The sequence below is a fragment of the Aerococcus sp. UBA6277 genome, from assembly GCF_002440555.1.
Classification (GTDB): Bacteria; Bacillota; Bacilli; order Lactobacillales; family Aerococcaceae; genus Aerococcus.
In genome coordinates this window covers 61,700-87,376 of record NZ_DJUR01000004.1, presented here as the reverse complement: position 1 = coordinate 87,376, position 25,677 = coordinate 61,700, and the positions used below count along the sequence as shown (strand labels likewise).

The window sequence follows — 25,677 nt, the reverse complement described above, 5'->3', positions numbered from 1 at the left end:
AAGAATTGAGGAATGAAATTGGAAAAAGTAAATGTAGCAGTTGCCAATCCCTACGATGTGATCATTGACAACGATTTGATTAAAAATGCCGGACACCATCTGGAAGATTTAGTCCAACAACGTAAGGTCATGATCGTTACTGACGAGAACGTTGATTCATATGGCTACCTAGGGACCTTACAAGAGGCGATTAGCCCAATTACGACTGATGTCGACACCATTACCTTACCGGCCGGAGAAGCCCAGAAATCATCTGCAAACTACATCCGCCTGCAAGAAGAGTTGGCTACTTTGAATTATTCACGTTCAGACGTCCTAATTGCCTTGGGTGGCGGGGTAATTGGTGACTTAGTTGGCTTTACAGCAGCGACTTACTTGCGAGGCATTCCTTACATTCAAATTCCGACGACCTTGCTTTCAGCTATTGATTCTTCAGTAGGCGGCAAAACGGCCATTGACTTACCCCAGGGTAAAAACCTAGTCGGCGCCTTTTATCAGCCAGCACGTGTCCTATGTGACTTAACTACCTTCCATACTTTATCGCAAAGTACTTTCGAAGATGGCTGTGCCGAACTAATTAAATACGGCATGATTTTAGACAGTGATCTACTGAACAACTTAATGACCCGCGACCAACCTTTAAATGCCTTAAGCGAAGACTTGGCAGCTGTTGTTAAACGTTGTGTTGAGATTAAACGAAGCGTTGTGTTAGAAGACGAACTAGATTTGGGCTTACGTCAATTACTGAACTTTGGCCATACAATTGGACACGCGTTTGAACAAGTATCACATTACAAAGTTTCGCACGGTCGTGGCGTTGCAACGGGTATGATTTTGACCCAGTTTATGGCTGAAAAAGAAGGGCTGACTGCATTAAATTTGGCTGACCGTTTTAACAATTTACTCAACCAATACCATCTATTAGATCAAGTGCATATGGCAAAAGCGTATACCTTTGAGGATATTCTTGGTGCCATGACCAACGACAAGAAGCGTCGGGGTGGGGAAATTACAGAAATATTCCCAGAATCATTCGGTAAGTGTGAACTTAAAACCATTACTTTTGACGAATATGCCGGCTGGTTAGCGTCCATTTTCACTGACCTAAAAAACGATAAATTACCTATCACAATTGTAGAAGTGGAGGCTTAATGCGTGGATTCAATTACAGATATTAACGGGACAACGAAGTTTGCAGCGGTGATTGGCCAACCTTTAAGCCACTCTCTTTCACCTATCATTTACAATACGTCTTTTAAGGCGCAAGACGTGAATATGGTTTACATCGCTTTTGAAACGGACGAAGACGACACAATTGAACGGATCGAGCATTTGAAAGCCCTAGATGTTCAAGGCATTAACATTACCATGCCAGGGAAGTTCAATGCCATGCAGACAGTTGACCGCTTAGATGCTGCTAGTCAATATGTCAACGCAGTCAACATGATTACCCGAGACGACATGGGGCAATGGGTAGGCTACAATACTGATGGTGCCGGCTTATGGCTTGCCGTGAAAAATAGAGGGATTGACCTAGTTGGCAAGCGGTTAGTTGTTTACGGATCTGGCGCAACGTCTAGGATCATTATTGCCCAGGCCGTAATGGAGGGCATGACAGATATTTCTGTGGTGGCACGAAATATCCAAGAAAAAGACCTATTGATTAAGGTGTGCGATGCTTTAAGAGCGGATTACCCACAAATTGATTTAAAACTGATTGACCTTTCAGACAAAGAACATGTTGGTCAAGCAGTTAAGCAGGCTGAAATTGTGATTCAATCAACGAGCCTTGGGATGGCAGCAAGCCAGGGACAATCCATTTTGGCGGATGAAAACTGGTTACAAGAGGGGACAGTGGTCATGGATGTGATTTACAATCCTATGGAAACCCGGTTTATGCAACAAGCAAAAGCAAGAAATTGTGTGGTCATTGGTGGATTAGATATGTTAGTTTACCAAGCTAAATTAAACTACCAATTATTTGCCCATAAAGAAATGCCAGTGCAAGAGGTCTTTGACACCATTAAAGGTCAGTTAGCTGTTAGAAAAGCCAAATAAGACTGGAAAATCTGTATTAGGTCGGTTTGCTTTTACTAGGTGAAAGTGCTAGAATAAGGGCAATATTTGAACTTTTTCAGAGGTAGTAGCAAGTTGTGTTCAATAAAGCGAGTATACGGTTGGTGGAAGTATATTTGAACCTCTTGTGAATTAGACTGAATTATAAGTTGGTGACGATGAGAGACATCTGTTACCACGTCGCGCCAACGTTATCGGTATGAAGAGTACAAAATCATAGGTGGTACCACGAAATTATTTCGTCCTATATACGTTTTTTTGGCGTATGTAGGGCTTTTTTTATTTTCACAATTAAAGGAGAGACAGAAAACAATGGCTTTTAATCATAAAGTAATTGAGAAGAAATGGCAGAAATATTGGGACGAGAATAAAGAGTTTAAAACCTTAGAGGACTATTCAAAACCTAAGTATTACGCACTAGATATGTTTCCTTACCCATCAGGGGCTGGGCTACACGTAGGACATCCAGAAGGGTATACAGCAACAGATATCATGTCACGTTACAAACGTGCACAAGGATATAACGTCTTACACCCAATGGGATGGGATGCTTTTGGTTTACCAGCTGAGCAATACGCCTTAGATACTGGGAATGACCCAGTTGAGTTCACTGCGAAAAATATTGCAACATTCAAGCGTCAAATCAAATCATTAGGTTTTTCTTATGATTGGGACCGTGAAATCAATACAACGGATCCAAAATTTTACAAATGGACACAATGGATTTTCACTAAATTATATGAAAAAGGGTTAGCCTATGAAGACGAAATCTTGGTGAACTGGTGTGAAGCCTTAGGAACAGTACTAGCGAACGAAGAAGTCATCGACGGTAAGTCAGAACGTGGTGGCTACCCAGTCGTTCGTAAACCGATGAAACAATGGGTATTACGGATTACTGCTTACGCTGACCGTTTACTAGATGGTTTGGAAAATGTTGACTGGCCAAATTCAGTTGTTGAAATGCAACGTCACTGGATTGGTAAATCTGAAGGTGCCCAAATAACTTTTGATATCAAAGATCATAACTTAACTTTTGATGCCTTTACGACGCGTCCAGACACTATTTACGGATTAACGTTCGCTGTTTTAGCGCCTGAACATGACTTGGTGCGTCAAATTGTGACTGAAGCGCAACGTGAAGAAGTGGAAGCATATTTACTTGCAGCTTCAATGAAATCAGACTTAGACCGGACAGATTTAGCCAAAGAAAAAACTGGGGTATTCACCGGTGCTTACGGTATCCACCCATTAACTGGCGAACCATTTGAAATCTGGGTTGCAGACTATGTTTTAGCTTCATACGGTACTGGTGCTGTTATGGCGGTACCTGCCCATGATAGCCGTGACTACGAATTTGCTAAACAATTCGGTCTACCAATTAAACCGGTAATTGAAGGTGGCGATGTTGCTGTTGAAGCATATACTGGAGACGGAGCTCACATTAATTCAGGTGAATTAAACGGCTTAGAAACTGCAGAAGCGATTGAAAAAGCGATTGAAATGTTAACAGCTTCAGGTCGCGGTGAACGTCAAACAACATTCCGATTACGTGACTGGGTCTTCTCTCGTCAACGTTACTGGGGTGAACCAATTCCAATTATCCATTGGGAAGATGGCACAACAACTGCAGTTCCAGAAGATGAGCTACCAGTTCGTTTACCAAAATCAAACAACATTAAACCATCTGGTACAGGTGAATCTCCACTAGCCAACATTGAAGACTGGTTATATGTCACTGATCCAGAAACAGGTATGAAAGGTCGCCGTGAAACAAATACAATGCCACAATGGGCAGGTTCATCATGGTACTTCTTGCGTTATATCGACCCTAAAAATTCAAATGAATTTGCTTCTAAAGAAGCATTAGATTACTGGTACAATGTGGACTTGTATATCGGTGGGGCAGAGCATGCGGTATTGCATTTACTATATGCACGTTTCTGGAACATGTTCTTATATGATTTAGGCGTGGTACCAAATGAAGAACCATTCCAAAAATTATATAACCAAGGCATGATTCTTGGTGAAGGTAATGAGAAAATGTCTAAATCTAAAGGGAATGTTGTAAATCCTGACGATGTAGTCAACCAATACGGGGCAGATACTTTACGCCTATATGAAATGTTCATGGGCCCTCTAGATGCGTCAATTGCCTGGTCTGAAAACGGCCTTGAAGGTTCTCGTCGTTTCCTAGAGCGTGTATGGCGATTACTAGTTGATGAAAATGGCAAAATGCGTGACCGTATTACAACATTGAATACTGGTGAATTAGATAAGGTCTACCACCAAACAGTTCAAAAAGTAACGGAAGATTTTGACAACCTACACTTTAATACAGCAATCTCTCAAATGATGGTGTTTGTTAACGAAGCTAATAAAGCAGAAAACCTATACTATGAGTACGTGAAAGGCTTTATTCAATTGCTTGCCCCAATCGCGCCACATTTAGCTGAAGAAATGTGGGTAATTGTTGGAAACGAACCTGGTATTTCATACGTAGACTGGCCAACATTTGATCCAGCAATGATCGTAGACGATGAAATCGAAATCGTTGTTCAAGTGAATGGTAAAATTAAAGCGAAATTGCAAGTGCCAAATGATAGTGCTAAAGAAGCGTTGTTAGAAATTGCCCACGCAAACGAAAAAGTGCAAGAAGCAATTGCAGGTAAAACAATCCGTAAAGAAATCGTTGTACCAAACAAACTAGTCAATATTGTGGCAAATTAGTGGACAGCATATCTGTCTTGTGTATAATATGGTTAGTTTAAATTAAGGGGAGATGGCTTTTACATGAAAAATATTTTAATTATTCACGATACATCTAGCTTCGGTAAATGTTCTACAACAGTGGCATTACCAATTCTTTCAAGTATGCAACTGCAAGGAACTATTTTACCAACAGCCTTGTTATCCACACATACAGGGCCTGGATTTGAAGGATTCACATTTCTAGATTTAACTGATGAAATGGAAAAAATCGTGGATCATTGGCACTCATTTGGCTTAAAATTTGATGCAGCATATGTAGGTTACTTAGGTAGCGTTCGCCAAATCAAGTTTTTAGAGAATGAATTGCCAAAATTATTAAAAGATGATGCAAAATTCTATCTTGATCCTGTTATGGCTGACAATGGTAGCTTCTACTACGGTTTTGACGAAGAATATGCCAAAGAAATGTTGAATTTATGTGCGATGGCTGATGTGATTATGCCTAATCAAACAGAAGCGAGCTTCTTGTATGGTGTGGAGTACACTGAAGGTATCTGGCCACAAGAAAAAATTGACGAATTCTTAACATTAGTTCGTAAACAAACGAATGCGTCAGTTGTATTAACTGGTGCAGGATATGACGGCGAAAGCCAAACTGGGGCTTACTACTTAGACGTAGAGACTGGGGAACAAGGTTTAGCGACTGGACCATTTATCGGTGGTAAATTCCACGGTACTGGTGATATCTTCGGTTCAATCTTTGTTGGTGCATTAGCAAATGGTGCTTCTGTTAAAGGGGCTAGCCAATTAGCGGTGGACTACATTCCAAAAATTATCGAAAAATCATTAGATGATCCAAACGTTATGATGAATGGGTTACAATTTGAACTATTCTTAGGCGACTTATCTAACTTCGTATCAAAATTAAAAGCTAACCAACATTAATACTCAGAAAAATCATAAACTGGCAGTTATGTAGACTACATAACTGTCAGTTTTTAGTTAGCGTATTTGACTAGCCTTCAGTTAAAGCTTAACTTATGATGGCCTTGGAAATAGAAAGTAGTCTAAGTCGTTTGTAATATTGCATGCCACTATAGTGGGTGAATTCAACTTCAAATTTTCTGATATAATTGGCATGTTAAATACGCGACCAAAGCCTCGGCGCTCACAACCCTAAGTTTCAAAATTTAAGGTCTTTTTAATCTGATGATGATTGAAATGACGGTAGGTATTATATAAAATGAAAGCTAAGTATTTTTCAAAGATAAATAAATATAAAAAATTGAAATAAATCAAATTTATTGTATAAGGAGCAAAATAAATATGGGTATAGACGATCCGAATTTAAATCGGACTGATGAAGTGGAAGAAGTGATTCAACCTGAAGAAGTGGATCCACTTGATCTGCCACCTAGAAAACCAAGTGCCAGCGCACAAGAAAAAATGAATGCTGGGGCATCTTGGATGACCATTGCCTCAATGGTGTCACGGATCTTAGGGGTCCTTTACATCATGCCTTGGTACAAATGGATGGGTGAACCGCACATCGCCAATGAAGCCAATTCCTTGTTCAATATTGGGTATAGTTACTACGCGATTTTCTTGTCTATTACAATCGCCGGGGTACCAGATTCAATCGCTAAACAAATGGCTTATTATAATGCACGAGGCTACTATAAAACAGCCAACCGCTTGTTCAAGGCGGGTCTAGCCTTGATGACGGTTACTGGTTTAGTAGGTGGTGTCCTACTTTGGACATTCGCACCTATATTGGCCCAATCAACACCAGCCCGTGATTTCGGATCAGTGGTCTTGGTTATCCGGTCCTTGGTGCCAGCTCTAGTTGTCTTACCAACAATTTCAGTTATCCGTGGTTACTTCCAAGGGCACCAGGACATGAAACCCTCCGCGATTTCACAAATTACCGAACAAATCTTACGTGTCCTATACATGTTAGGGGCGGTTTACATCATCCGTGTGATCAAAAACGGCGAGATGGTCAAAGCCGTAACCCACTCAACATTCGCGGCCTTCGTTGGGGCATTAGCAGCCTTAGCTACATTGGTTTTCTTCTTTATGCGTTACCGCAAAGGCTACAATAAGGAAGAAGAATTGTATGCAGTCAAGGAAGAAACCTACGTATCTTCTAAAAATTTATTGCTCGAAATCGTGATGATTGCCATTCCTTTCATCGTTTCGGGTTCAGCAATCGAACTATCTCGTTTAGTCGATACCAACACCTATATGCCGATAATGGAAAGGGTTTCTCATCTTTCACATGATCAATTAATCAATGAGTACGCCATTTTCGGTGCCAATGCCAATAAACTCGTGACCATCATCGTTTCCCTAGCGGTTGCCATCGGTTCGACCTCCATCGCAGTTATTTCAGCTACCCATTCAGAGGAGAAAAGTGGTATCGAGGCCAAGCTGGAAAACAAAGCACAGCCAAGACGTATTGACCGACATGCCACGCATGATTTCCCAGAAACAAAAGGGTTGATCGGCCACAATTTGAAATTATTCTCCCTAGTCATGTTTCCATCTGCAATCGGAATGGCAGTTTTAGCTGAGCCCTTGTACGCGATCATCTTTACCCACGATCCACTAGGTACTTCACTATTACAATTATCAGCAGCGGTAGCTGTGACCATGGGGCTTTTTTCAGTCCTGGTTGCTATGCTGCAAGCCATGTCCTTCTTTAAAGACGCCATCATGGGGATGGTCATTGGTGTTACCCTTAAATTGGTCCTACAAGTACCTTTCCTAGCGATTTTTAGCACTTCAGGGGCCTTATTAGCTACAGGAACAGCCTTTATCGGAATTGCTGTATTCTACTTGTGGCGCCTAAAAGTTCGTATCAACTTATCAGTAGTTGAAGTTCTAGGCCAAGTCAAGGGTATTGCTTTGTTATCAGGTGCTATGGGTATTGCCACTTGGTTAGTCAACCAATTTTTACGACGCACTATCTTATCACCTGAAATATCACTTATGCACCAAGTGGTCCAAATCGTGATTGTAGCTGGTGTTGGGGTAGCGGTTTATGTCATTGGTGGTTTACGCTTTAAACTATTAGATACACTACTTGGCGATAAGGCCAAAATGCTTCGTGCGAAATTAGGAATGGGCCGCTATGACAAATAAAAAGGCAGGGAAGAACACCCAACGTTTAGATAAATTTGTCTCTAGCATGACCCCGTATAGCCGTAGCGACGTGAAGACCTTAATCAAAAAATCCGCTATTTATGTCAATGGTTCCCTAGCCAAGAAACCCAATTTATCGGTTAATGTCGATGAGGATAAGGTAGAGATTGACGGTCATGAAATCGTCTATGAACCCTTTGTTTATATCATGATGCACAAACCGGATGGTGTCATTTCGGCAACCGAAGACAACCGCTGGGAGACAGTGATTGACCTGTTACCGGAAGACTTGGTCTTAACCTACCAACCATTCCCAGTTGGACGTCTAGACAAGGGCACAACAGGCTTACTCCTTATCACCAACGATGGCCAATTCAACCATGCCTTAATGGCCCCAAAGAAACACGTGGAAAAGGAATATGCTGTTCTTGTTGACGGATTATTATCAGATAAACATATTGGTCAATTTGAAAAAGGCTTGGACATTGGCCAAGGTGAAAAAACAAAGCCAGGACAACTCTTCATCGACCAAGTAGACGAAGAAGCCGCCCAAACCTTAGCCCGTGTGGTCATAGCAGAAGGTAAGTACCACCAAGTTAAGCGCATGTTCCACGCAGTTGGTTGTGAAGTCGTGCAGCTACATAGACAACGCATTGGTCAATTGACGCTGCCGGATGCCCTAACAGAAGGTGAATTCGTTCAAGTAGACTATCAAGATCTATACGACGCCATCTTTGAAGGCAAAACATTAGACATCACAGAATAATTAATCAAGAAGCTAGGTTACCCGCCTAGCTTTTTTGATGGGGGTGAGTTCTTGTCTGCATATATCTGACTTCAAAAGTGCTTAAACTTAACTAGCAAAACTTACGGAAACCTATTTAGCAGAAAATATTGAAAGTTAATTAGCAAAAACTATCGAAATTGATATCGTGATGATAAAAGTATTCAAAAATTTTGATATAAAATAGCAATATATAGCTGATATTAAGAGGGGAAATTGTTCAGAGCTAAGGTTGAAACATATCTAGCGTGCCTTCGCGGTGGAAAAGGGATAGTCTAGCCCACCCTTACATTTTGTTAGCTCTATTATGTGAGATATCGTCAAATCTGTGGTAAAATATAAACAAGTATAAATTTCTAGGAGGATTCTAAATGATAATTAATTGGCAAGAAGAAATCAACAATCGTAAAGATGACTTAATCAATGACTTATTTACATTATTAAGCGTAAACAGTGTTCGTGACGACAGTAAAGCAAGTGCAGAGGCACCTGTTGGACCTGGCCCTAAAGAGGCGTTAGAAACTTTCTTGAAGATTGCTGAACGCGATGGCTTCACAACTAAAAACGTTGATAACCTTGCAGGTCATGCTGAATTCGGTACAGGGGATGAAACGCTCGGCGTTTTAGCCCACGTAGATGTTGTGCCAGTTGACGATAAATGGGATACTGATCCATTCAAACCTGAAATTATCAACGACCGCATCTATGCCCGTGGCGCTTCAGACGACAAAGGTCCTTTAATGGCTGCCTACTACGGCTTGAAAGTGATCAAAGAATTAGGTCTGCCAGTTGAGAAACGTGTGCGTTTTATCGTTGGTACAGACGAAGAAAGCGAATGGCAAGGTGTCACACGCTACTTTGAAGTTGAAGATGAACCAGATTTTGGATTTTCACCAGACGCCGACTTCCCAATTATTAACGGGGAAAAAGGGATGTACTCAGCTAAGCTCGTTTTCGACCGTCGTTCAGAAAAATTACTTTCATTTGAAAGTGGTCTTCGTGAAAACATGGTGCCAGGCGAAGCGCATGCAGTCGTTGCTGGTTTGACATCAGATGTCAACCAAATCGTTGCAGACTTCCAAGCAGCAAACCCTGATATTACCATCATTGTAAGCCCAGAAGCGGATGCAACTGCATTTACAGTTGAAGGTAAAGGCGTCCACGCAATGAACCCAAGTATTGGTTACAATGCGGCAACTTACTTAGCGAAATTGTTATTACAATTAGACGATGACTTAGCCCAAGACGACTTATTGAAATTCTTAGGTGACTTATTACATCTAGACTTCAACGGGGAAAAATTAGGCATTGCTCATGAAGATGAAATTATGGGTAAAGTGACTGTAAACCCTGGTTTGGTTGGTGAAGATGACGGTAAATTATACACAGTCTTAAACATTCGTGTACCACGTGGTAAAGAATACAGTGAAATTGACGCAACATTTGCGGCCCACGGTGAAACCTACCACTATAGCTTTGTAGACGGTACGAAAACCAATAAAGTACCGCATTATGTACCAGCAGATGATCCATTAGTACAAACTTTAATAGCTGTTTATGAAAAACAAACAGGCGAAAAAGGGCAAGAACGATCAATCGGTGGAGGAACTTATGGACGTTTACTAAAACGCGGTGTAGCCTTTGGTGCATTATTCCCAGATTCAGTAGACACTATGCATCAAGCTAATGAATTCTTTGCAGTTCGTGACTTAATGAAATCAGCAGCTATTTACGCTGAAGCCATTTACGAATTGATTAAGCCAGAAAACGCATAAGCATATGGTAGAACGTTTAATTTCATCTGTTCAAAACCAACAGATAAAAGAATTAAAGAAACTTTTTACGCGTAAAGGACGCAAAAAAGCAGGCCAGTATTTGCTGGAAGGACCACATCTTGTAGAGATGGCCGTCAAGGCGGATACAGAGATTCAAATGATTTACTATGTACCTGAAAGTAGCCACCAAAATGTGATGCAAGTACAAGCATTAAAAGCTGATTTGCCGCTAACACAGGTAACACCTGAAGTGGCCAAGGCACTAAGCCAAACAGATCACCACCAAGATATCTTTGCAGTAGCCAGCTTACCGAAAGCAAAAACATTGGACATTGATCAATTATCAAAAGGCTTACTGATTTTAGACCAAGTGCAAGATCCTGGAAACCTAGGTACCTTAATCCGTACAGCGGACGCCTTTGGTTACCGTGATGTCTTACTAGGGTCTGGAACAGTGGACTTGTATAATGACAAGGTACTTAGATCGATGCAAGGTAGTCATTTTGCCGTGAATACCTATGATGTCGATTTGATGGAAGTGATTCCTAAGCTGCAAGAATCAGGCTATTTTGTTACAACAACAGAATTAAACGACCAAGCACAAGCGTGCAACGCTTTTGACTTAAAAGCTAAAGGGAAATGGGCCTTGGTTATGGGAAATGAAGGAAATGGTGTAAGTAAGGCGACTAGTCAATTAGCGGATATGGCCTTATATATCCCAATGTCTGGTTCAGCAGAGTCCTTGAATGTAGCGGTTGCCGGTGCAATTGTGATGTATCAATTTCCTACCCATGACTAAATCATTCTCTTCTCAATCGTAAGACATGACAGTATTTGCCACAAGCCTTGCAATGAATTAAGTTAGCATGTAGCAATCAGTTGAATGTAGTGAATTTTGTTGGAAAGGGGTGATGAACGTGACAGCGCAAGCACATTATTTTTGGGAAGAAGATCAATCGTATATGCAGATCATAGCGGATATTAAGGATCATCCCTTCGTTACAGACTTGGCTTATTTTAAGCAACATGTCCACGGCAATCGCTTGACCCATTCTTATTTAGTGTCTTATATGGCCTTTAAAGTGGCTAAGGCGTTAGGTTGGGATTACAAGGCCTGTGCACGTGCTGGTTTATTACATGATTTATTTTATTATAGACCAGGTGAAGTCACTTTTTCTAAAGGGACCCATCTCAGGAACCATCCAAAGATTGCCTTGATAAATGCTCGCGTGGTGACAGACTTATCACCTGTTGAAGAAGACATCATTTTAAAACATATGTGGCTCGCAACCCCACATTTCCCCCGTTACAAGGAGTCCTATGTGGTGACTTTCGTGGATAAATATATTGCAACTGAGGATCTTATAAAACCTAGTTTAGCCAACTTATCAGAGAGACAAATGATGAAATCCTTTAGGAATTTCGTCGGTAAATTGGTTATACCAGCGCTTGCTGGCACAAGTACTAAGGATGTCTCATTAGAAGAAAAGGGAGAATTAGTAGAAACGCAAGAGGAGATTGATCAAGATGGAAATTACCATTAAACAAGCAGACTTACCGGTAATGTGTAGCAAGATGGAACATGCTTGCAAAGTGATTGGTAAAAAATGGAATAGCTTAATTATTGAAGTATTACTGGCAACACCACTAAGATTCGGTCAATTACGTGACTCAATCAACGGGATTTCTGACCGTGTTTTAATAGAACGCTTACGTGAGTTGACAGAAGAAGGCATCGTCCGAAAAGAAGAGTCAGAATCAAACGGTCACATCATTACCGTTTATACATTGACTGAAAAAGGACAAGACCTACAAAAAATATTTAACAACCTACACAATTGGGCAGACGAATGGGTCGACCCAGCAGAATAAGTCTTATCAATATGTAACATGTCTTAATTATAGGTGCAAAGACCGTCGAAGCATTATAGTTACTTTTGTTAAACGCCCTAGATTACATCCTACATTCATGGTAATGCTAGGAGAGTGAATGCTAAAGGCATCCAAATTAACAACTATTTTGTTTCGTATTTGATGGTTACTAAGGTTGACAAATCAAGTAAAATCGCTAAAATATAAAGAGAAATTACATTAACAGAAGACAATTTTTAACAAAATGTAGTCTAGAGAGTAAGTGGCGCTGGGAATCTTACCTACATAGTTAAAATATTTTCACTTCTTGAGTAGGCTTGCGGGAGGATAGCTGCGCTATTTGAAAGCATGCCCGGTCGACCCGTTAAAACGATCAATGAGTGCTGGTATGGATATACTATACCGGAATCAGGGTGGTACCACGGTCTTTCGTCCCTTTTTTAGGGGATGGAGGACCTTTTTTTATTGGTCTAGATACTCAAAGTAAGAAACACTCATAAAAGGATAAAAGTCAGGAGATGGAAAAATGCAAATTATTGATGATTTAAAAGCCATTGAAAACCAAATCATGGAAGAAATTGATACAGCACAATCACTAGCTGATATTAAAGCTGTACGTGTGAAATATTTAGGGAAAAAGGGTCCTATTACGGAAGCCCTACGTGGTATGCGTGATTTATCAGCAGAAGAGCGTCCAAAAATTGGTGCTTACGCCAATGAATTGAAAGCAAAAGCTGAGGGCAAGTTAAGCGAAAAAGAAACCTTACTTTCTGCAGCAGCTTTAGAGGCCCAATTACAAGCGGAAGCGATTGACGTTACTTTACCTGGTGAAAAACCAGCGAAGGGAACTAAGCACGTTCTGACACAAGTCATGGAAGAAATTGAAGACTTGTTTATTTCCATGGGTTACGAAGTGGTTGAAGGGCCGGAAATTGAATCTGATTTCTACAACTTTGAACGAATGAACTTACCGAAAGACCACCCAGCGCGTGACATGCAAGATACTTTCTACATTAATGACGAGGTCTTATTACGTACCCATACATCACCGGTACAAGCACGTGCGATGGATGCTCACGACTTTGAGGCGGGCCCATTAAAAATGATTTCACCTGGTAAAGTTTACCGCCGCGATGATGACGATGCGACGCATTCACATCAATTCCATCAAATTGAAGGTTTGGTTGTTGACCGTAATGTGTCACTTGCTGACTTAAAAGGGACTTTAGAATTGTTTGCCCGTCATATGTTTGGGGAAGAAACTGAAGTGCGTTTACGTCCGTCTTATTTCCCATTCACTGAGCCATCTGTTGAAATTGACGTTACTTGTTTCAAATGTGGTGGTGACGGCTGTAACATCTGTAAGCAATCTGGTTGGATTGAAATTCTAGGTGGTGGTATGGTTCACCCTTCAGTGCTTGAGATGGCTGGTATTGATTCAACTGAATACACTGGTTTTGCTTTTGGTTTAGGACCTGACCGTGTGGCTATGTTGAAATATGGTATTGATGATATTCGTCATTTTTACCAAAATGATTTACGATTCTTAAAACAATTTACGGAAGAGGGGTAGCAATTAATGAAAGTATCATATAACTGGTTAAATGAATTTATCGATCTTGCTGACTTGAATCCGAAAGATATTGGGGAACGTATGTCACGTACTGGTATTGAGGTTGACGGCGTGAATGCCATAGGTACTGGCTTGAAGAAGATTGTTGTGGGCCACGTATTAACTTGCGAACCACATCCAGATTCTGACCATCTGTCAATTACGACTGTTGAAGTGCGCGAAGATGAGCCTTTCCAAATTGTCTGCGGCGCGCCAAATGTGGCTGCAGGTCAAAAGGTTATCGTTGCCTTACCAAACTCACGTATTGCGGGAAATGTAAAAATTAAAAAAGGTAAGATGCGTGGTGTTGTTTCTCAAGGGATGATTTGTTCACTTGAAGAAATTGGTTTCTCAAACAGTGTCGTTCCTAAAGAATACGCTGACGGGATTATGGTCTTACCTGAAGAAGCACCAGCTGGAATGGATATTGTGGAATACCTAAAATTAGATGATCCAATCATCGAATTAGATATTACACCAAACCGTGCAGATGCCTTCTCTATGCGTGGTGTAGCTTGGGAATTAGCGGCTGTATACAACCGTCAACCAAAATTTGACTACACAGATATTACTAAATATGACGGTAAAGATTTAGCAGGCGCGATTGACTTGAAAGTTGCAGACACTGAACTAGTGCCTGAGTACAATGCTTTCTTGGTGAAAAATGTCACTGTTGAACCATCACCATTGTGGCTACAGTTACGGTTAATGGCTGCTGGCATCCGTCCAATTAATAACGTAGTAGATATCACTAACTACGTTTTACTAGCAAATGGCCAACCATTACATGCCTTTGACTATGATAAATTAGACCACAAGGTAATCGAAACGCGTCTAGCTAAAGAGGGCGAACGAATCGTCACGCTAGATGAAGTGGACCGTCCTTTACTAGATTCAGATATCGTCATTACTGACGGTGAAAAACCAATTGCCCTTGCTGGTGTTATGGGTGGGTTAGATACTGAAATCGATGAAAATACAACAAATGTATTGATTGAAGCAGCCAACTTTGAACCAATCCATATTCGTAAAACTGCTCGTCGTAACGGCTTGCATTCTGAATCATCTATGCGTAACGAACGTGGCATTAACAAGGCTACTGTTGCTGAAGCAGGTGCTTTTGCAGCTGAAATGATCGCTGAATTAGCTAAGGGTGAAGTCGTTGAAGGTAGCGAACGTGTTTCTACTATCGACTTAACCCCAGTTCAAGTCACCACTAGCTTAACTTACGTTAACAAACGTTTGGGTATGGACTTATCTTATGAAGACATCCAACAAATCTTCAAACAATTACAATTTGAAGTAGTATGCAATGGTGATGAATTCACTGTTTCTGTACCACCACGTCGTTGGGATATCAGTATCCAAGCAGACTTAGTAGAAGAAATTGCCCGTATTTACGGTTACGACAAGATCCCTTCACGTCTGCCAGCTGTTAACGCACGAAATATGGGGCTTACTGACTGGCAAGCTTTCAAACGTCGTACCAATAATCAAATGTTGGCTGAAGGGTTTAACCAAGTGATTGCCTACTCATTAATCGGGGACAATCAAACGGTACTGGAAATGGCGAACGCTAAACCAGTAGCGCTTGACTTCCCAATGTCAGATGACCGTCGTTTTATGCGGACGAATCTGTTAAGTGCCTTACTTGAAATTGTTCAATACAATGTAGCCCGTAAAAATTCTGATGTCGCTATTTTTGAATCAGGCCGTGTCTTCAAATGGGCTGACGCTGACTTACCAGTGGATGAAACACATTTAGCGGCTGTTTGGACAGGCAACACGCAAGCGAAAACTTGGAGCCACCAAGCGAAAGCTGTTGACTTCTACGACATGAAGGGTGTTGTCGAAAGCATCTTAGCCTCATTCAACCTTGATGTGGCCGTAGCATTTGAAGCAACGTCTGAATTGGCAGATATGCATCCAGGCCGTACCGCCAAAATTTTTGCAGTTGGTCAAGCTGACGAACGTGTTGAATTAGGTTACATTGGGCAATTACACCCAAGTGTTGCTGACAAATATGACTTGAAAGATACCTTGGTATTTGAAATTTCATTAGACGAAATTTACGCCTTACCAAAAGTAGATGTCAAACAATCAGCAATCCCTAAATTCCCAGGTTCTGACCGGGATATCGCTATCCTTGTGTCTGACCAAGTAACGAATGCGGATGTTATGAAAACTATTCAAAAGGCTTCTAAAGGAGGCATCTTAGTCGATATCGAAATCTTCGATGTTTATCAAGGTGAAAATATTGAAGACGGTAAGAAATCACTTGCTTACAGCTTGAAATACTTGAACCCACAAGCGACTTTAACGGATGAAGAAGTGTCGAATGATGTTGCTCGTATTACTGAAGCACTAACAAACGAATTATCAGCTGAAATCCGTTAATATTTAGCTGAGAACACTTTAATAAACTAGCACAAGCGCAATGATGTCCGGTTAACCTTTATCGTGGCTTCATTGCGTTTTTGTGGTTAAATAGAGGTATCCTATTCCTTTTTAAAAATGGCTATCGAAAATTAAGCTGTTTTTCCAGAAGAAAATAATTGTATTTAGAAAGTAGGAATCATTTTGCAATACTTTCAATATTTCGTCGCCGATCTTGGCACCACCAACCTAAAATTTGCCTTGATGGAAACCCCGTACCGGGTCTTAGACACTATAGAAGCACGCAATCACATTCAACAAAATAGCGATGGCAAGCATGAAAGTAATCCGCTAGTCGTTTTCCAACAATTCGTGGACTTACTTAAAGCAATGCAAGCCAAGTATCCCTGGGTCAACACTTTAATATTTTCAAGCCAAATGCATGCGTTGCTTGCAATGAATCAAGCAGGTCATATTCTGCAAAACACCATGACTTGGGCAGATTTGCGGGCCAAGCATGTGGGGCAGGAAATGCAGGCATCAGGTCAAGCGGCTGCTTTTTTCGCCCAATCAGGGACACCAATCCATGCCATGAATCCCTTTGTGAAATTAGCCTATCTAAACATGGCACGTCCCGAATTGTTCACCGACAAAACGGTACAATTTATGGACATCAAGGCTTATATTATCCGTCAGTTAACGGGAAACTTTGTGATTGACCGACCTACGGCATCTGCTATGGGGCTGATGGATTTAGTCCAAAATACTTGGTCCGAAGACTTACTAAAGGTGGTCGGCCTAACTGAAAACCAGTTGCCGGCATTAGTCGATTCAACAAAAGAATTGCCTGTAAAATCTGACTTTATCCAGTCCTTAGGCTTAGCTAACGATTTCCATATACTGGCAGGATCAACTGACGGCGCCTTGGCCAACCTATCTAATTTAGCCTATGCTAACCAGAAAGGACAGGGACTCAGTCCATTCGTTTTATCTTTTGGGACTTCAGCAGCTGTTCGGACCTTAACTGACCAATTAACCTTGCATAAAAGCGGTCGCATTTTCACCTATATCGTTGACGACCAGCCCCATTATGTCGTCGGTGGGCCAGTTAACAATGCCGGCAACGCATTGGATTGGTGCCATCAACACTGTGGCTTTAGGGCAAATGGGCAATCTTTTTCAGATATGTTAGCCACACTTTTGGCGCATGATTTATCAGCTAGCGGCCCTTACTTCTTGCCATTCTTAAACGGGGAAAGAGCCCCATATTGGAATGCCAACCTACAAGCTGAATTTAAAGGGATTCAAGGGCACACGAGCCAGTTAGACATGGCTAAAGCTGTCTTTGAAGGGGTCTTTTTTGAAATTCGGCAAGTGGTAGATATGGTCTTTGAGACCGCTGATTTAGATCAAAAAATGATTCAGGTAAACGGAAAAATATTTAAAAACCCTAAAATAGGGCAATGGATCGCAAATATTATGGGGATAACCTTGCAATATGTTTCAGATGACGACGCGAGCTTGGTTGGGGCCGGTGTACTTGTGGAAGGGCCTAGCTTAAGGCAAGACTTGTCATTTTCCACTATAGCGCCGGATGAAAAAATGGCTGAAAAATATAAAGAAAAATTTAGGCTATATCAAAAATACGCGGATTCTGCTGACCGTGAATCAAAAACATTTTTGTATTAAAATAGACAAATTTCTCGTTCAAAAATTAGACGAATAATTGACTGAGCGTCTGCTATTTAATGTCAGCACATCTTTGCAGTATTTGTTATGACAAATTTTTTGGAATCGTGTAAAATACAGAGAGTAAGCGTTTTAAATTTCTGAGGAGGAATGTTAAAAATGGATATGTTTGATAGCTTAAAGGCCAAGATCCAAGATAAAAATGTCCGTGTCGTTTTCCCGGAGGGGTACGATGAACGTATTCTAGGAGCTGTTGTGCGTTTGAAAGCTGAAAGAATTCTTGAACCGGTTTTATTAGGAAAACCAGAAGAATTGAAAACAATCGCCCATGATCGTGGCTTTGATATCGAAAACATTGAGGTTATTGATCCAAACAACTACGAGGCATTCGACGAAATGGTTGAAGCTTTTGTCGAACGCCGTAGAGGTAAGGCTACTGAAGAACAAGCACGTAAAATTTTACGCGACGAAAACTACTTCGGTACTATGTTGGTATACCAAGGTCTATGTGATGCCTTAGTATCAGGCGCCCGTCATTCTACAGGTGACACAGTTCGTCCAGCCTTACAAATTATTAAAACAAAACCAGGCGTTAAATCTACATCAGGTGCCTTCATCATGTTGCGTGGTCGCGACCAAGAGAAATACTTATTCTCTGACTGTGCGATTAACATCAACCCAGATGCAGAAGGTTTGGCTGAAATTGCCGTTGAATCTGCTAAAACAGCTGCGATGTTTGACATTGATCCAAAAGTTGCTTTATTGAGCTTCTCAACTAAAGGGTCAGCAAAATCTCCAGAGCAAGAGAAAGTTGCTGAAGCAACCCGTCTTGCGAAAGAAAAAGCACCACAATTTGAAATTGACGGTGAATTACAATTTGATGCAGCTTTTGTAGATGCAGTAGCAAAACAAAAAGCACCAGATTCTAACGTTGCTGGTAAAGCAACAGTATTCGTATTCCCAGAAATCCAATCAGGTAACATTGGCTACAAGATTGCACAACGTTTCGGTAACTTTGAAGCAATCGGCCCAATCTTACAAGGTATGGCGAAACCTATTTCAGACCTTTCACGTGGTTGTGTAGAAGAAGATGTTTACAAATTAGCTATCATCACAGCGAACCAAGCCATCTTAGAAGACTAAAGTAAATAAAACAATATTGAAAGAGGAATGGCTTTTTTTGCTGTTTCTCTTTTTGCATATGAAGAAGGAAATGGTTTTTACCTAATAGGTTAAAATGTTCCAATCTCTAGGGGGAGTTGTCTTATAATGGGGGTATGATGACTTAGGCATGGGGCAGTATTGTGGAATCAAGATACAAAAATCCATTGCTTGAAAAGGTGTGGACGAATCATGCAAAGTCAACCTACGTGCACGGTGATGAGTTTGTTATGATATTTATGCGTAGAATCAGAGAATTAAAAACGGTAGGTAGTGTCAAAGAAATCAAAAATAGTTTGGGCGCTGTCATCTATTAAAAGGCAATAGAAAAGACCAATACGACATGGATATGTCACAAGGAGAATTTGCCAAAAGGATGGGTTTCAGTCAAAACATGTCTCAAATTTAATCAATAGAAAAGTGAGATTACCACCGAAACAGCTTTGAAAAATGAATAAAGAATGCTTGAATCTTGTAGTCTTTTTGATTTTTTAGTAAAGTAAGTGAAGATATTATAAGGGAGAGAAGGTGTCATATGACTTATACAATTGAATGGGCGAGTGAGGCTGATACAGATGCTTTTGCCCAAAAATTAGCCAACCAAGTGCAAGCAGGAGACATTATTTGCTTGGAAGGAAATTTAGGTGCGGGGAAAACCACTTTCACCAAATACTTTGCCAAGGCTTTAGGTATTGATCAAGCCATTAAAAGCCCGACTTACACGATTATTCGTGAATATGAAGACAACGACATCCCTTTATACCACATGGATGCGTATCGATTAGAAGAAACAGGCTCAGATAGTGTCGGTTTAGAAGATTATCTTAACGGCGATGGGGTGACCATTATCGAATGGCCTCAATTTGTAGCCGAGGATTTACCTAAAGATTATCTTTGGATAACCTTAACTGCAACTTCTGAAACCAGTCGTGAGGTAACTTTAACCTATGAAGGCCCGCGTGGACAAGCATTGTATGATGGGGTAGTGGCTGACCTCACTTAAGCTAACAGCCAATTTTGCGAATAGTCACATAGAAGGATTGAGACAATATGAAAAAAGAACAATTAGAAATTACGCTAGCGGACGCTATGCCTAAAGATGCGAAAGCCTTATTAGACTTCTACAAGGAAGTGGGTAGCGAAACTGACTTCCTTTCATTCGGTGAAGAAGGTTTAGGAATTAACCAAGAACAAGAAACGCGTTATTTGAAATCTTTACAAGAAGTATTGAATAATCGTGTATTAATTGCACGATTAGGGGATGATATTATTGGTGTTGCAAGCATTGGAGCAGAACAACACGCTAAAGTGGCGCATATGGGTGAACTAGGCATTTCCATTCTACGTCGATTCTGGGGACTGGGTTTATCCCGTGTCATGATGGAAGATATGATTGACTGGGCAACAGAAAATGATATCTTACGTTACTTACGTTTAGAAGTATCTAAAGATAATATGCGGGCCATTAGCTTGTATGAAAAATTTGGTTTTGAAGAAATTGGTGTAACCCCTAAAGGAATGTATCATGACAATGCCTTCCATGATTTAGTCATGATGGGCTTAGCAGTCGAAAACCAAGACCAAACATAAGCGTACCGGATAGCAAAAAGGTCGAGACCATTTCAGTCTCGACCTTTTAAAATCCATATACTACTTTAGAATGGCCATAGCGATCATTACAATTAATAGAATGACTTCAATTGTTACAAGGGACCAACGCCATTTATTGTCTTTTTCATTAAAGGCGAAAATCATGGCAATAATTGGAATAATGATTGATAGTGAGATGTTTGTCCAAGCTAAATCCGCTGCAGGACGGGCAATTTGCAAACCCGCGTAGATAAAGGTTAGAGCGAGCATCATTAAGGCATTTTGTCTGATTTTATTCATGGAGGGGTCCTTTCGTATGACAAGTTGTCACTAATTAGAATAATACTATAACACGTTTTTAAGAAAATGTTAACGAATCTGCCACACAAACCCTTTAACACAATGTAAAAATGCGTTAAAATGTGTTATTATGAATTAGATTTAACTAGCAGTTTATCAGCAATTTTTGCTGTTTTTTTATTATTGCTAAATATATTACCAGGAAGGGTAATTTACCATGTTTTTAAACGATTTGCGTAAGGCATTTCCCCAATCAACGATAAAATTCAACGAACCATTAAATAACTATACTTATACAAAAACGGGTGGACCAGCGGATGTTTTAATTTTCCCAGAGACCCCAGAAGAAATCCAAGCACTTGTTCGTTTTGCCAATAAAGCCCACGAACCAATTTTAGTTCTTGGTAATTCGTCAAACGTAATCATTTCAGATGAAGGTGTGTCAGGAGTTGTCTTGATGCTGACTGAAATGGATTATATCCAAATTGACGGTACACACATTAAAGCTGGCGCTGGCTCTAAAATCATCGATGTGAGTCGTTCGGCAGGTGCTGAAGGCTTGACTGGTTTTGAATTCGCTTGTGGTATCCCAGGATCCACTGGTGGCGCGGTATACATGAACGCAGGTGCTTATGGCGGCGAAATTTCTGAAGTCCTAGTTGAAGTGGACGTGGTCACAAAAGCCGGACGCATGTACACTTTGAAGAACGAAGACCTAAATCTTTCTTACCGACATTCTGACCTACAAGAAACAGGCGACATTGTGGTTGAAGCCCGTTTTAAATTGAAAAAGGGTGACCTAAAGTCAATCTTAGCTAAAATGGATGAGTTGACTTACCTTCGTGAATCCAAGCAACCGTTAGAGTATCCATCATGCGGATCTGTTTTCAAACGACCAGAAGGCCATTTTACAGGAAAACTTATCCAAGAAGCTAAATTACAAGGCTACACTATTGGTGGCGCACAAATTTCGAAAAAACATGCTGGTTTCATTATCAACGTGGGTGGTGCAACAGCAACTGACTATATTAACATGATCCACCATATTCAAGAAGTGATCTGGGACCTGAATAAGGTAGCCCTTGAACCAGAAGTGCGTATTTTAGGTAAACGGTCTAAATACGATACAGTAGACGCGGCTTTCGCCGACTAGGGATTCACCAGCTATTAGATAGGATTCATATAACCATTCGCACGTAAATATTATTGAAAGGGGCATGGATTTATGTCAAATCCTTGGATGCAATTTAAAAATATGTCGTTTACCTATGAGGGTGCAGGTAGACGGGCATTAAAAAATATCAATCTAACATTCTATCGCGGTGAAAAAGTGTTGATCATCGGGGCTAATGCCTCAGGTAAATCCACCCTAGTACGCGCCTTACGCGGAAAATTAGCGAGCGACGAATTTCAAGGGACTATTGAAGGGGAGATTATCAATTTCGACCTAGAAATGGAAACTATGGACGCAACAGCTATGGCTGACGCGGTCGACCATCACTTGGAGCAAACCCTAGAAGAAAACGGTAAGCGCAAGCGGTCAAGTGATTATATCCCTAATTTTTCGGAAGAATTAAAGCACCGTATCCTTGAACACCCAACCGAAGCGGATACTAGTATAGAGCGCCTTTCAGAAGGGCAAAGAGACATTCAAAATTTTGTTAATAACGTAAACTATGAGCAATCCGTCTTTATTTTTGATGAGCCTTTAGCGAACTTAGCACCCCGTGCTGGGCAAATTTTCATCGATTTAGTAGATGATATTCACCATAATACTGACGCGACGATTGTCATGGTTGATTACCGGATTGAAGAAGTCTTATATCGTCCAGTTGACCGCGTCATTGTCCTTTCCGAAGGTCGGGTTATTTTTGATGGGGATTCAGAGAAATTATTAAAACGGAATATTTTGAACAGTTTAGGTATTGGCGAGCCAGCCTATGTATCGGCGATTCGCTATACCGGCTATCCTTTAGAAAAGGTCCGTAACATATCAAATGTCAATTATATACATGGTCCAGACCTAAAACGAACCATTGAATCCTGGCTGATGACCATACCAAATTTCGTCCAAAAACGTAGTGACCAATCCATTCTGACCCTTGATAATGTATCCTACACTTATCCATGGCGGGATCGGGCCACCTTGCGCAACATTTCCACCCAAGTTTTCAAGGGTGACATGATTGCCATTGTCGGGAAAAATGGGTCAGGCAAGTCCACGTTGGGTCAAATGATGAACGGAAACATCCGCCCAGATTCGGGCACGATGACTTGGTTAGGTGAAGTAGTCACTGACGATTACCTATGTCAAATGAAGCAGGAAACAGTCTATATCCAACAAAATATCGACCAATCCATCCTGGATTTCACTGTGAAAGACTATCTAAATGGGATTGCCGCTAATTGTAATTACTCCGCGGAAGAAGCAGAAGAAGTCATCCGAGATTCCTTAAAACGAACGGGTTTGATTTATGCTGCTGAACTACGAATTGGGCAGTTATCCTTTGGCCAACAAAAACGAATTATGTTATCGTCTGCCTTAATCAACAAGCCGTCACTATTAATTATTGACGAGCCTTCTGAAGGCCAAGACTACCACCATTATAATGAATTCATGCAGTATCTATATCAAATTAACCAAGAACAAGAAATTGCAATTATCATCAACACCCATAACACGGACCTAGTATTAGAATTTACTCGTCATGCTTGGGTATTATCTGAGGGCGAATTAATCGCAGACACCCAACCTATTAGAATCGCCACGGATTATCGTTTAATCCAGAGAGCCTTCTTACGGGAATCAAATTTATATATTTTTGCCCGTCAAATCGGCTTAATCGATCCTTACAATTTCATCAAGAAATTCATGGATTACCATAGAGAAGTGAATCGTTAGGTAAATTGCTAATCAGGTGCTAGCGGATTACGAAAAAAAATAAACATAAGGGAGGGTGATTTATGGAAGTAACTGTGGACGCCAAGTCCGAACGAATCAAGCTATCAATCCCCATTATCGTAGGTTATCTACCAGTTGGTTTGGCTTGTGGGTTGTTACTCGCTGATGCCGGATTAACCTGGTGGCAGGTTGTGCTGATGTCCAGTCTAGTATTTGGGGGCTCCGCACAATTTGTGGCAGCAGCCTTGATTGCGCAAAATGCTGGTGTAGTCGAAGTCTTTATCTCAGTCCTACTATTAAGTTCCCGTCAGGCATTGTATAGCATTTCTTTTGGCCCTTATTTGAAACAAGCACCTAATTATAAGGTTGCTTGGCTAGGCTATATGACTGCCGACGAATCTTACGCCATCAATGTTTTAAAACTGCAGGATAACAATCCACACAATCCATGGGCCATTAACGATGCTTTATTCGTCGCCACTGCAACATGGCTTTCCTGGATCCTATTTACTGCTTCAGGTGCCTTGTTTGGAACCTTCATTCAAATTCCTGATGTCATTTCAAACTTTGTCATGGTCGCTATGTTTATCGGCATTCTTGTCCCTAACCTAAATAACCGCATGATGCTAAACACCATGTTATTCACCGGTGTGGTCTCAGTCATTCTGATGACCATTTTCCAATCTTCATACGTGATTATTATGGCAACAACCATCGCCTTAGCGATCGTATTCTATTTCTTACAACGTCAAAAAAATAACCGTGTAGGATAGGAGGTGTTTCATGACATTATTCGTAGTAACACTCGGCTTAATGTGCACCGCCATGCGCGTCGTACCCGCACTCGTTATGCGTAACAGCAAGATTTCTCCAATGGTATACAAAACAATGGCTTACCTACCCGTTATCATTTTTACTGCCATGATTTTTACCGACATATTTTTCTGGGAAAGCCACTTCAATCTCAACCTACTGGAGAATATCAAACTGATACCCGCACTCGTGTCCTTGTTTGTCGCCTACCGGTTTAAAGACATTATCAAGACGATTATTGCAGGTGTCGGCACTATCGCTATTTTATACATTTTCTTATAATTTTATTGAATAAGAGCATAGCTATTTCAAGCTAGCCCCAGACCGTGACCCGAAAGCCATGGTCTTTTTTACTGCCTTCAATTAGTCAAAATGAACAATCCTTTGACTAATCTTGTAGAGTGTTAATGTGGCACTTTTGTTTTAAAGCGGTTACACTCTAAGTGGTCAATCACAAATGAAATCATTGGAGGCGGATATAAATGGGCTACAAAATAACAACACAGGCTACCGGGATGGACTACTTGAAAACCGGTCCGTCATTAAGAAAAATAATTACGCTATTTTAACCCAGGATGGTTTGGTCAACAATCTGGTACCAGGATTTGAAAATACACGAATTTCAATCCTTGGGTCACCACGAATGGGCGCAAGTTTTTCAGACTTTATCGCAGAATTTGAAGAAGGGGGCATTTGTCAACAAGATGAATGTTTCTTTGTTTTTGGACTAGCTGATATAAATATGTGGCAGTCCTAAAAAAATGTACGCACAAAAAAAGTACCTGCTTCATGTTGAGGGGCACTTTTTTGTGACTATTTAGGTTAAGCTGGTATTTGTGTCGCACCTTGATAATCGGGCTCCACAAACCAG

The 25,677-nt window shown here is 40.8% G+C and carries 20 protein-coding genes, 2 pseudogenes and 1 other annotated feature; of the genes and pseudogenes, 21 read left to right on the top strand and 1 reads right to left on the bottom strand.

Translation table 11 applies throughout. The annotated features are described in order from the left end of the window. Positions 1–12: 12 nt before the first annotated feature. The 16 genes and pseudogenes from aroB to B2V22_RS01080 all read left to right on the top strand — a co-directional run bounded on the left by aroB (position 13) and on the right by B2V22_RS01080 (position 20,791). Complete coding sequence (gene aroB / locus B2V22_RS01155) at positions 13–1,152, top strand: 3-dehydroquinate synthase (protein WP_290489944.1); 1,140 nt, start codon at positions 13–15, stop codon at positions 1,150–1,152. Positions 1,153–1,155: 3 nt separating this feature from the next. Further along, the gene (locus B2V22_RS01150) at positions 1,156–2,058 is read left to right on the top strand and encodes a shikimate dehydrogenase family protein (protein ID WP_290489943.1); all 903 of its coding nucleotides are present in this window, start codon (positions 1,156–1,158) and stop codon (positions 2,056–2,058) included. 330 nt (positions 2,059–2,388) lie between these two features. Then, positions 2,389–4,803, top strand: a complete 2,415-nt coding sequence (gene leuS / locus B2V22_RS01145; protein WP_290489942.1) for a leucine--tRNA ligase — start codon at positions 2,389–2,391, stop codon at positions 4,801–4,803. Positions 4,804–4,866: 63 nt separating this feature from the next. After that, positions 4,867–5,730, top strand: a complete 864-nt coding sequence (locus B2V22_RS01140) for a pyridoxamine kinase (protein ID WP_290489941.1) — start codon at positions 4,867–4,869, stop codon at positions 5,728–5,730. Positions 5,731–6,111: 381 nt separating this feature from the next. Then, on the top strand, positions 6,112–7,932 hold the full coding sequence (locus B2V22_RS01135) for a putative polysaccharide biosynthesis protein (protein ID WP_290489940.1): 1,821 nt from the start codon (positions 6,112–6,114) through the stop codon (positions 7,930–7,932). Then, positions 7,922–8,698, top strand: coding sequence for a pseudouridine synthase (locus B2V22_RS01130; protein ID WP_290489939.1), 777 nt, complete (start codon positions 7,922–7,924; stop codon positions 8,696–8,698). The genes B2V22_RS01135 and B2V22_RS01130 overlap by 11 nt, the downstream gene beginning before the upstream one ends. A 389-nt stretch (positions 8,699–9,087) precedes the next feature. Continuing rightward, complete coding sequence (pepV, locus tag B2V22_RS01125; protein ID WP_290489938.1) at positions 9,088–10,491, top strand: dipeptidase PepV; 1,404 nt, start codon at positions 9,088–9,090, stop codon at positions 10,489–10,491. Between the two features lie 4 nt (positions 10,492–10,495). Then, positions 10,496–11,290, top strand: a complete 795-nt coding sequence (locus B2V22_RS01120) for a TrmH family RNA methyltransferase (protein WP_290489937.1) — start codon at positions 10,496–10,498, stop codon at positions 11,288–11,290. Positions 11,291–11,402: 112 nt separating this feature from the next. Beyond that, positions 11,403–12,035, top strand: a complete 633-nt coding sequence (locus B2V22_RS01115; RefSeq protein WP_290489936.1) for an HD domain-containing protein — start codon at positions 11,403–11,405, stop codon at positions 12,033–12,035. Further along, the gene (locus tag B2V22_RS01110) at positions 12,019–12,363 is read left to right on the top strand and encodes a winged helix-turn-helix transcriptional regulator (protein ID WP_290489935.1); all 345 of its coding nucleotides are present in this window, start codon (positions 12,019–12,021) and stop codon (positions 12,361–12,363) included. The genes B2V22_RS01115 and B2V22_RS01110 overlap by 17 nt, the downstream gene beginning before the upstream one ends. Before the next feature lie 210 nt (positions 12,364–12,573). Then, positions 12,574–12,803: a binding site (T-box leader), on the top strand. A 176-nt stretch (positions 12,804–12,979) separates the two neighbouring features. After that, positions 12,980–13,936 (top strand): annotated as a pseudogene (pheS, locus tag B2V22_RS01105) (phenylalanine--tRNA ligase subunit alpha); the annotation flags it as partial. A 6-nt stretch (positions 13,937–13,942) separates the two neighbouring features. Continuing rightward, on the top strand, positions 13,943–16,372 hold the full coding sequence (gene pheT / locus B2V22_RS01100; protein WP_290489934.1) for a phenylalanine--tRNA ligase subunit beta: 2,430 nt from the start codon (positions 13,943–13,945) through the stop codon (positions 16,370–16,372). Between the two features lie 183 nt (positions 16,373–16,555). Further along, positions 16,556–18,040 carry a gluconokinase gene (locus tag B2V22_RS01095; RefSeq protein ID WP_290489933.1) on the top strand — a complete coding sequence of 495 codons (1,485 nt, stop codon included), beginning with the start codon at positions 16,556–16,558 and terminating at the stop codon, positions 18,038–18,040. A 159-nt stretch (positions 18,041–18,199) separates the two neighbouring features. Next, positions 18,200–19,183, top strand: a complete 984-nt coding sequence (gene pta, locus B2V22_RS01090; protein WP_290489932.1) for a phosphate acetyltransferase — start codon at positions 18,200–18,202, stop codon at positions 19,181–19,183. A gap of 553 nt (positions 19,184–19,736) precedes the next feature. Next, complete coding sequence (gene tsaE / locus B2V22_RS01085; protein ID WP_290489931.1) at positions 19,737–20,204, top strand: tRNA (adenosine(37)-N6)-threonylcarbamoyltransferase complex ATPase subunit type 1 TsaE; 468 nt, start codon at positions 19,737–19,739, stop codon at positions 20,202–20,204. A gap of 47 nt (positions 20,205–20,251) precedes the next feature. Continuing rightward, entirely contained in the window at positions 20,252–20,791 is a 540-nt protein-coding gene (locus B2V22_RS01080) for a GNAT family N-acetyltransferase (protein WP_290489930.1), read from the top strand. A 60-nt stretch (positions 20,792–20,851) separates the two neighbouring features. Here the strand turns inward: B2V22_RS01080 and B2V22_RS01075 are convergent, their stop codons facing one another. Then, positions 20,852–21,091, bottom strand: coding sequence for a TraX protein (locus B2V22_RS01075; RefSeq protein WP_083069592.1), 240 nt, complete (start codon positions 21,089–21,091; stop codon positions 20,852–20,854). 217 nt (positions 21,092–21,308) lie between these two features. On the opposite strand from B2V22_RS01075, the gene murB reads away from it, so the two are divergent. The 5 genes and pseudogenes from murB to B2V22_RS01050 all read left to right on the top strand — a co-directional run. Beyond that, positions 21,309–22,244 carry a UDP-N-acetylmuramate dehydrogenase gene (gene murB / locus B2V22_RS01070; protein WP_290489929.1) on the top strand — a complete coding sequence of 312 codons (936 nt, stop codon included), beginning with the start codon at positions 21,309–21,311 and terminating at the stop codon, positions 22,242–22,244. 72 nt (positions 22,245–22,316) lie between these two features. Further along, a complete protein-coding gene (locus B2V22_RS01065) occupies positions 22,317–23,993 on the top strand; it encodes a DUF3744 domain-containing protein (protein ID WP_290489928.1) in 1,677 nt (558 codons plus the stop codon). A 62-nt stretch (positions 23,994–24,055) separates the two neighbouring features. Then, positions 24,056–24,766, top strand: a complete 711-nt coding sequence (locus B2V22_RS01060; protein ID WP_290489927.1) for an AzlC family ABC transporter permease — start codon at positions 24,056–24,058, stop codon at positions 24,764–24,766. Positions 24,767–24,776: 10 nt separating this feature from the next. Then, on the top strand, positions 24,777–25,088 hold the full coding sequence (locus B2V22_RS01055; RefSeq protein ID WP_290489926.1) for an AzlD domain-containing protein: 312 nt from the start codon (positions 24,777–24,779) through the stop codon (positions 25,086–25,088). A gap of 175 nt (positions 25,089–25,263) precedes the next feature. Further along, positions 25,264–25,497, top strand: a pseudogene (locus B2V22_RS01050) (hypothetical protein); the annotation flags it as partial. Positions 25,498–25,677: the final 180 nt, after the last annotated feature.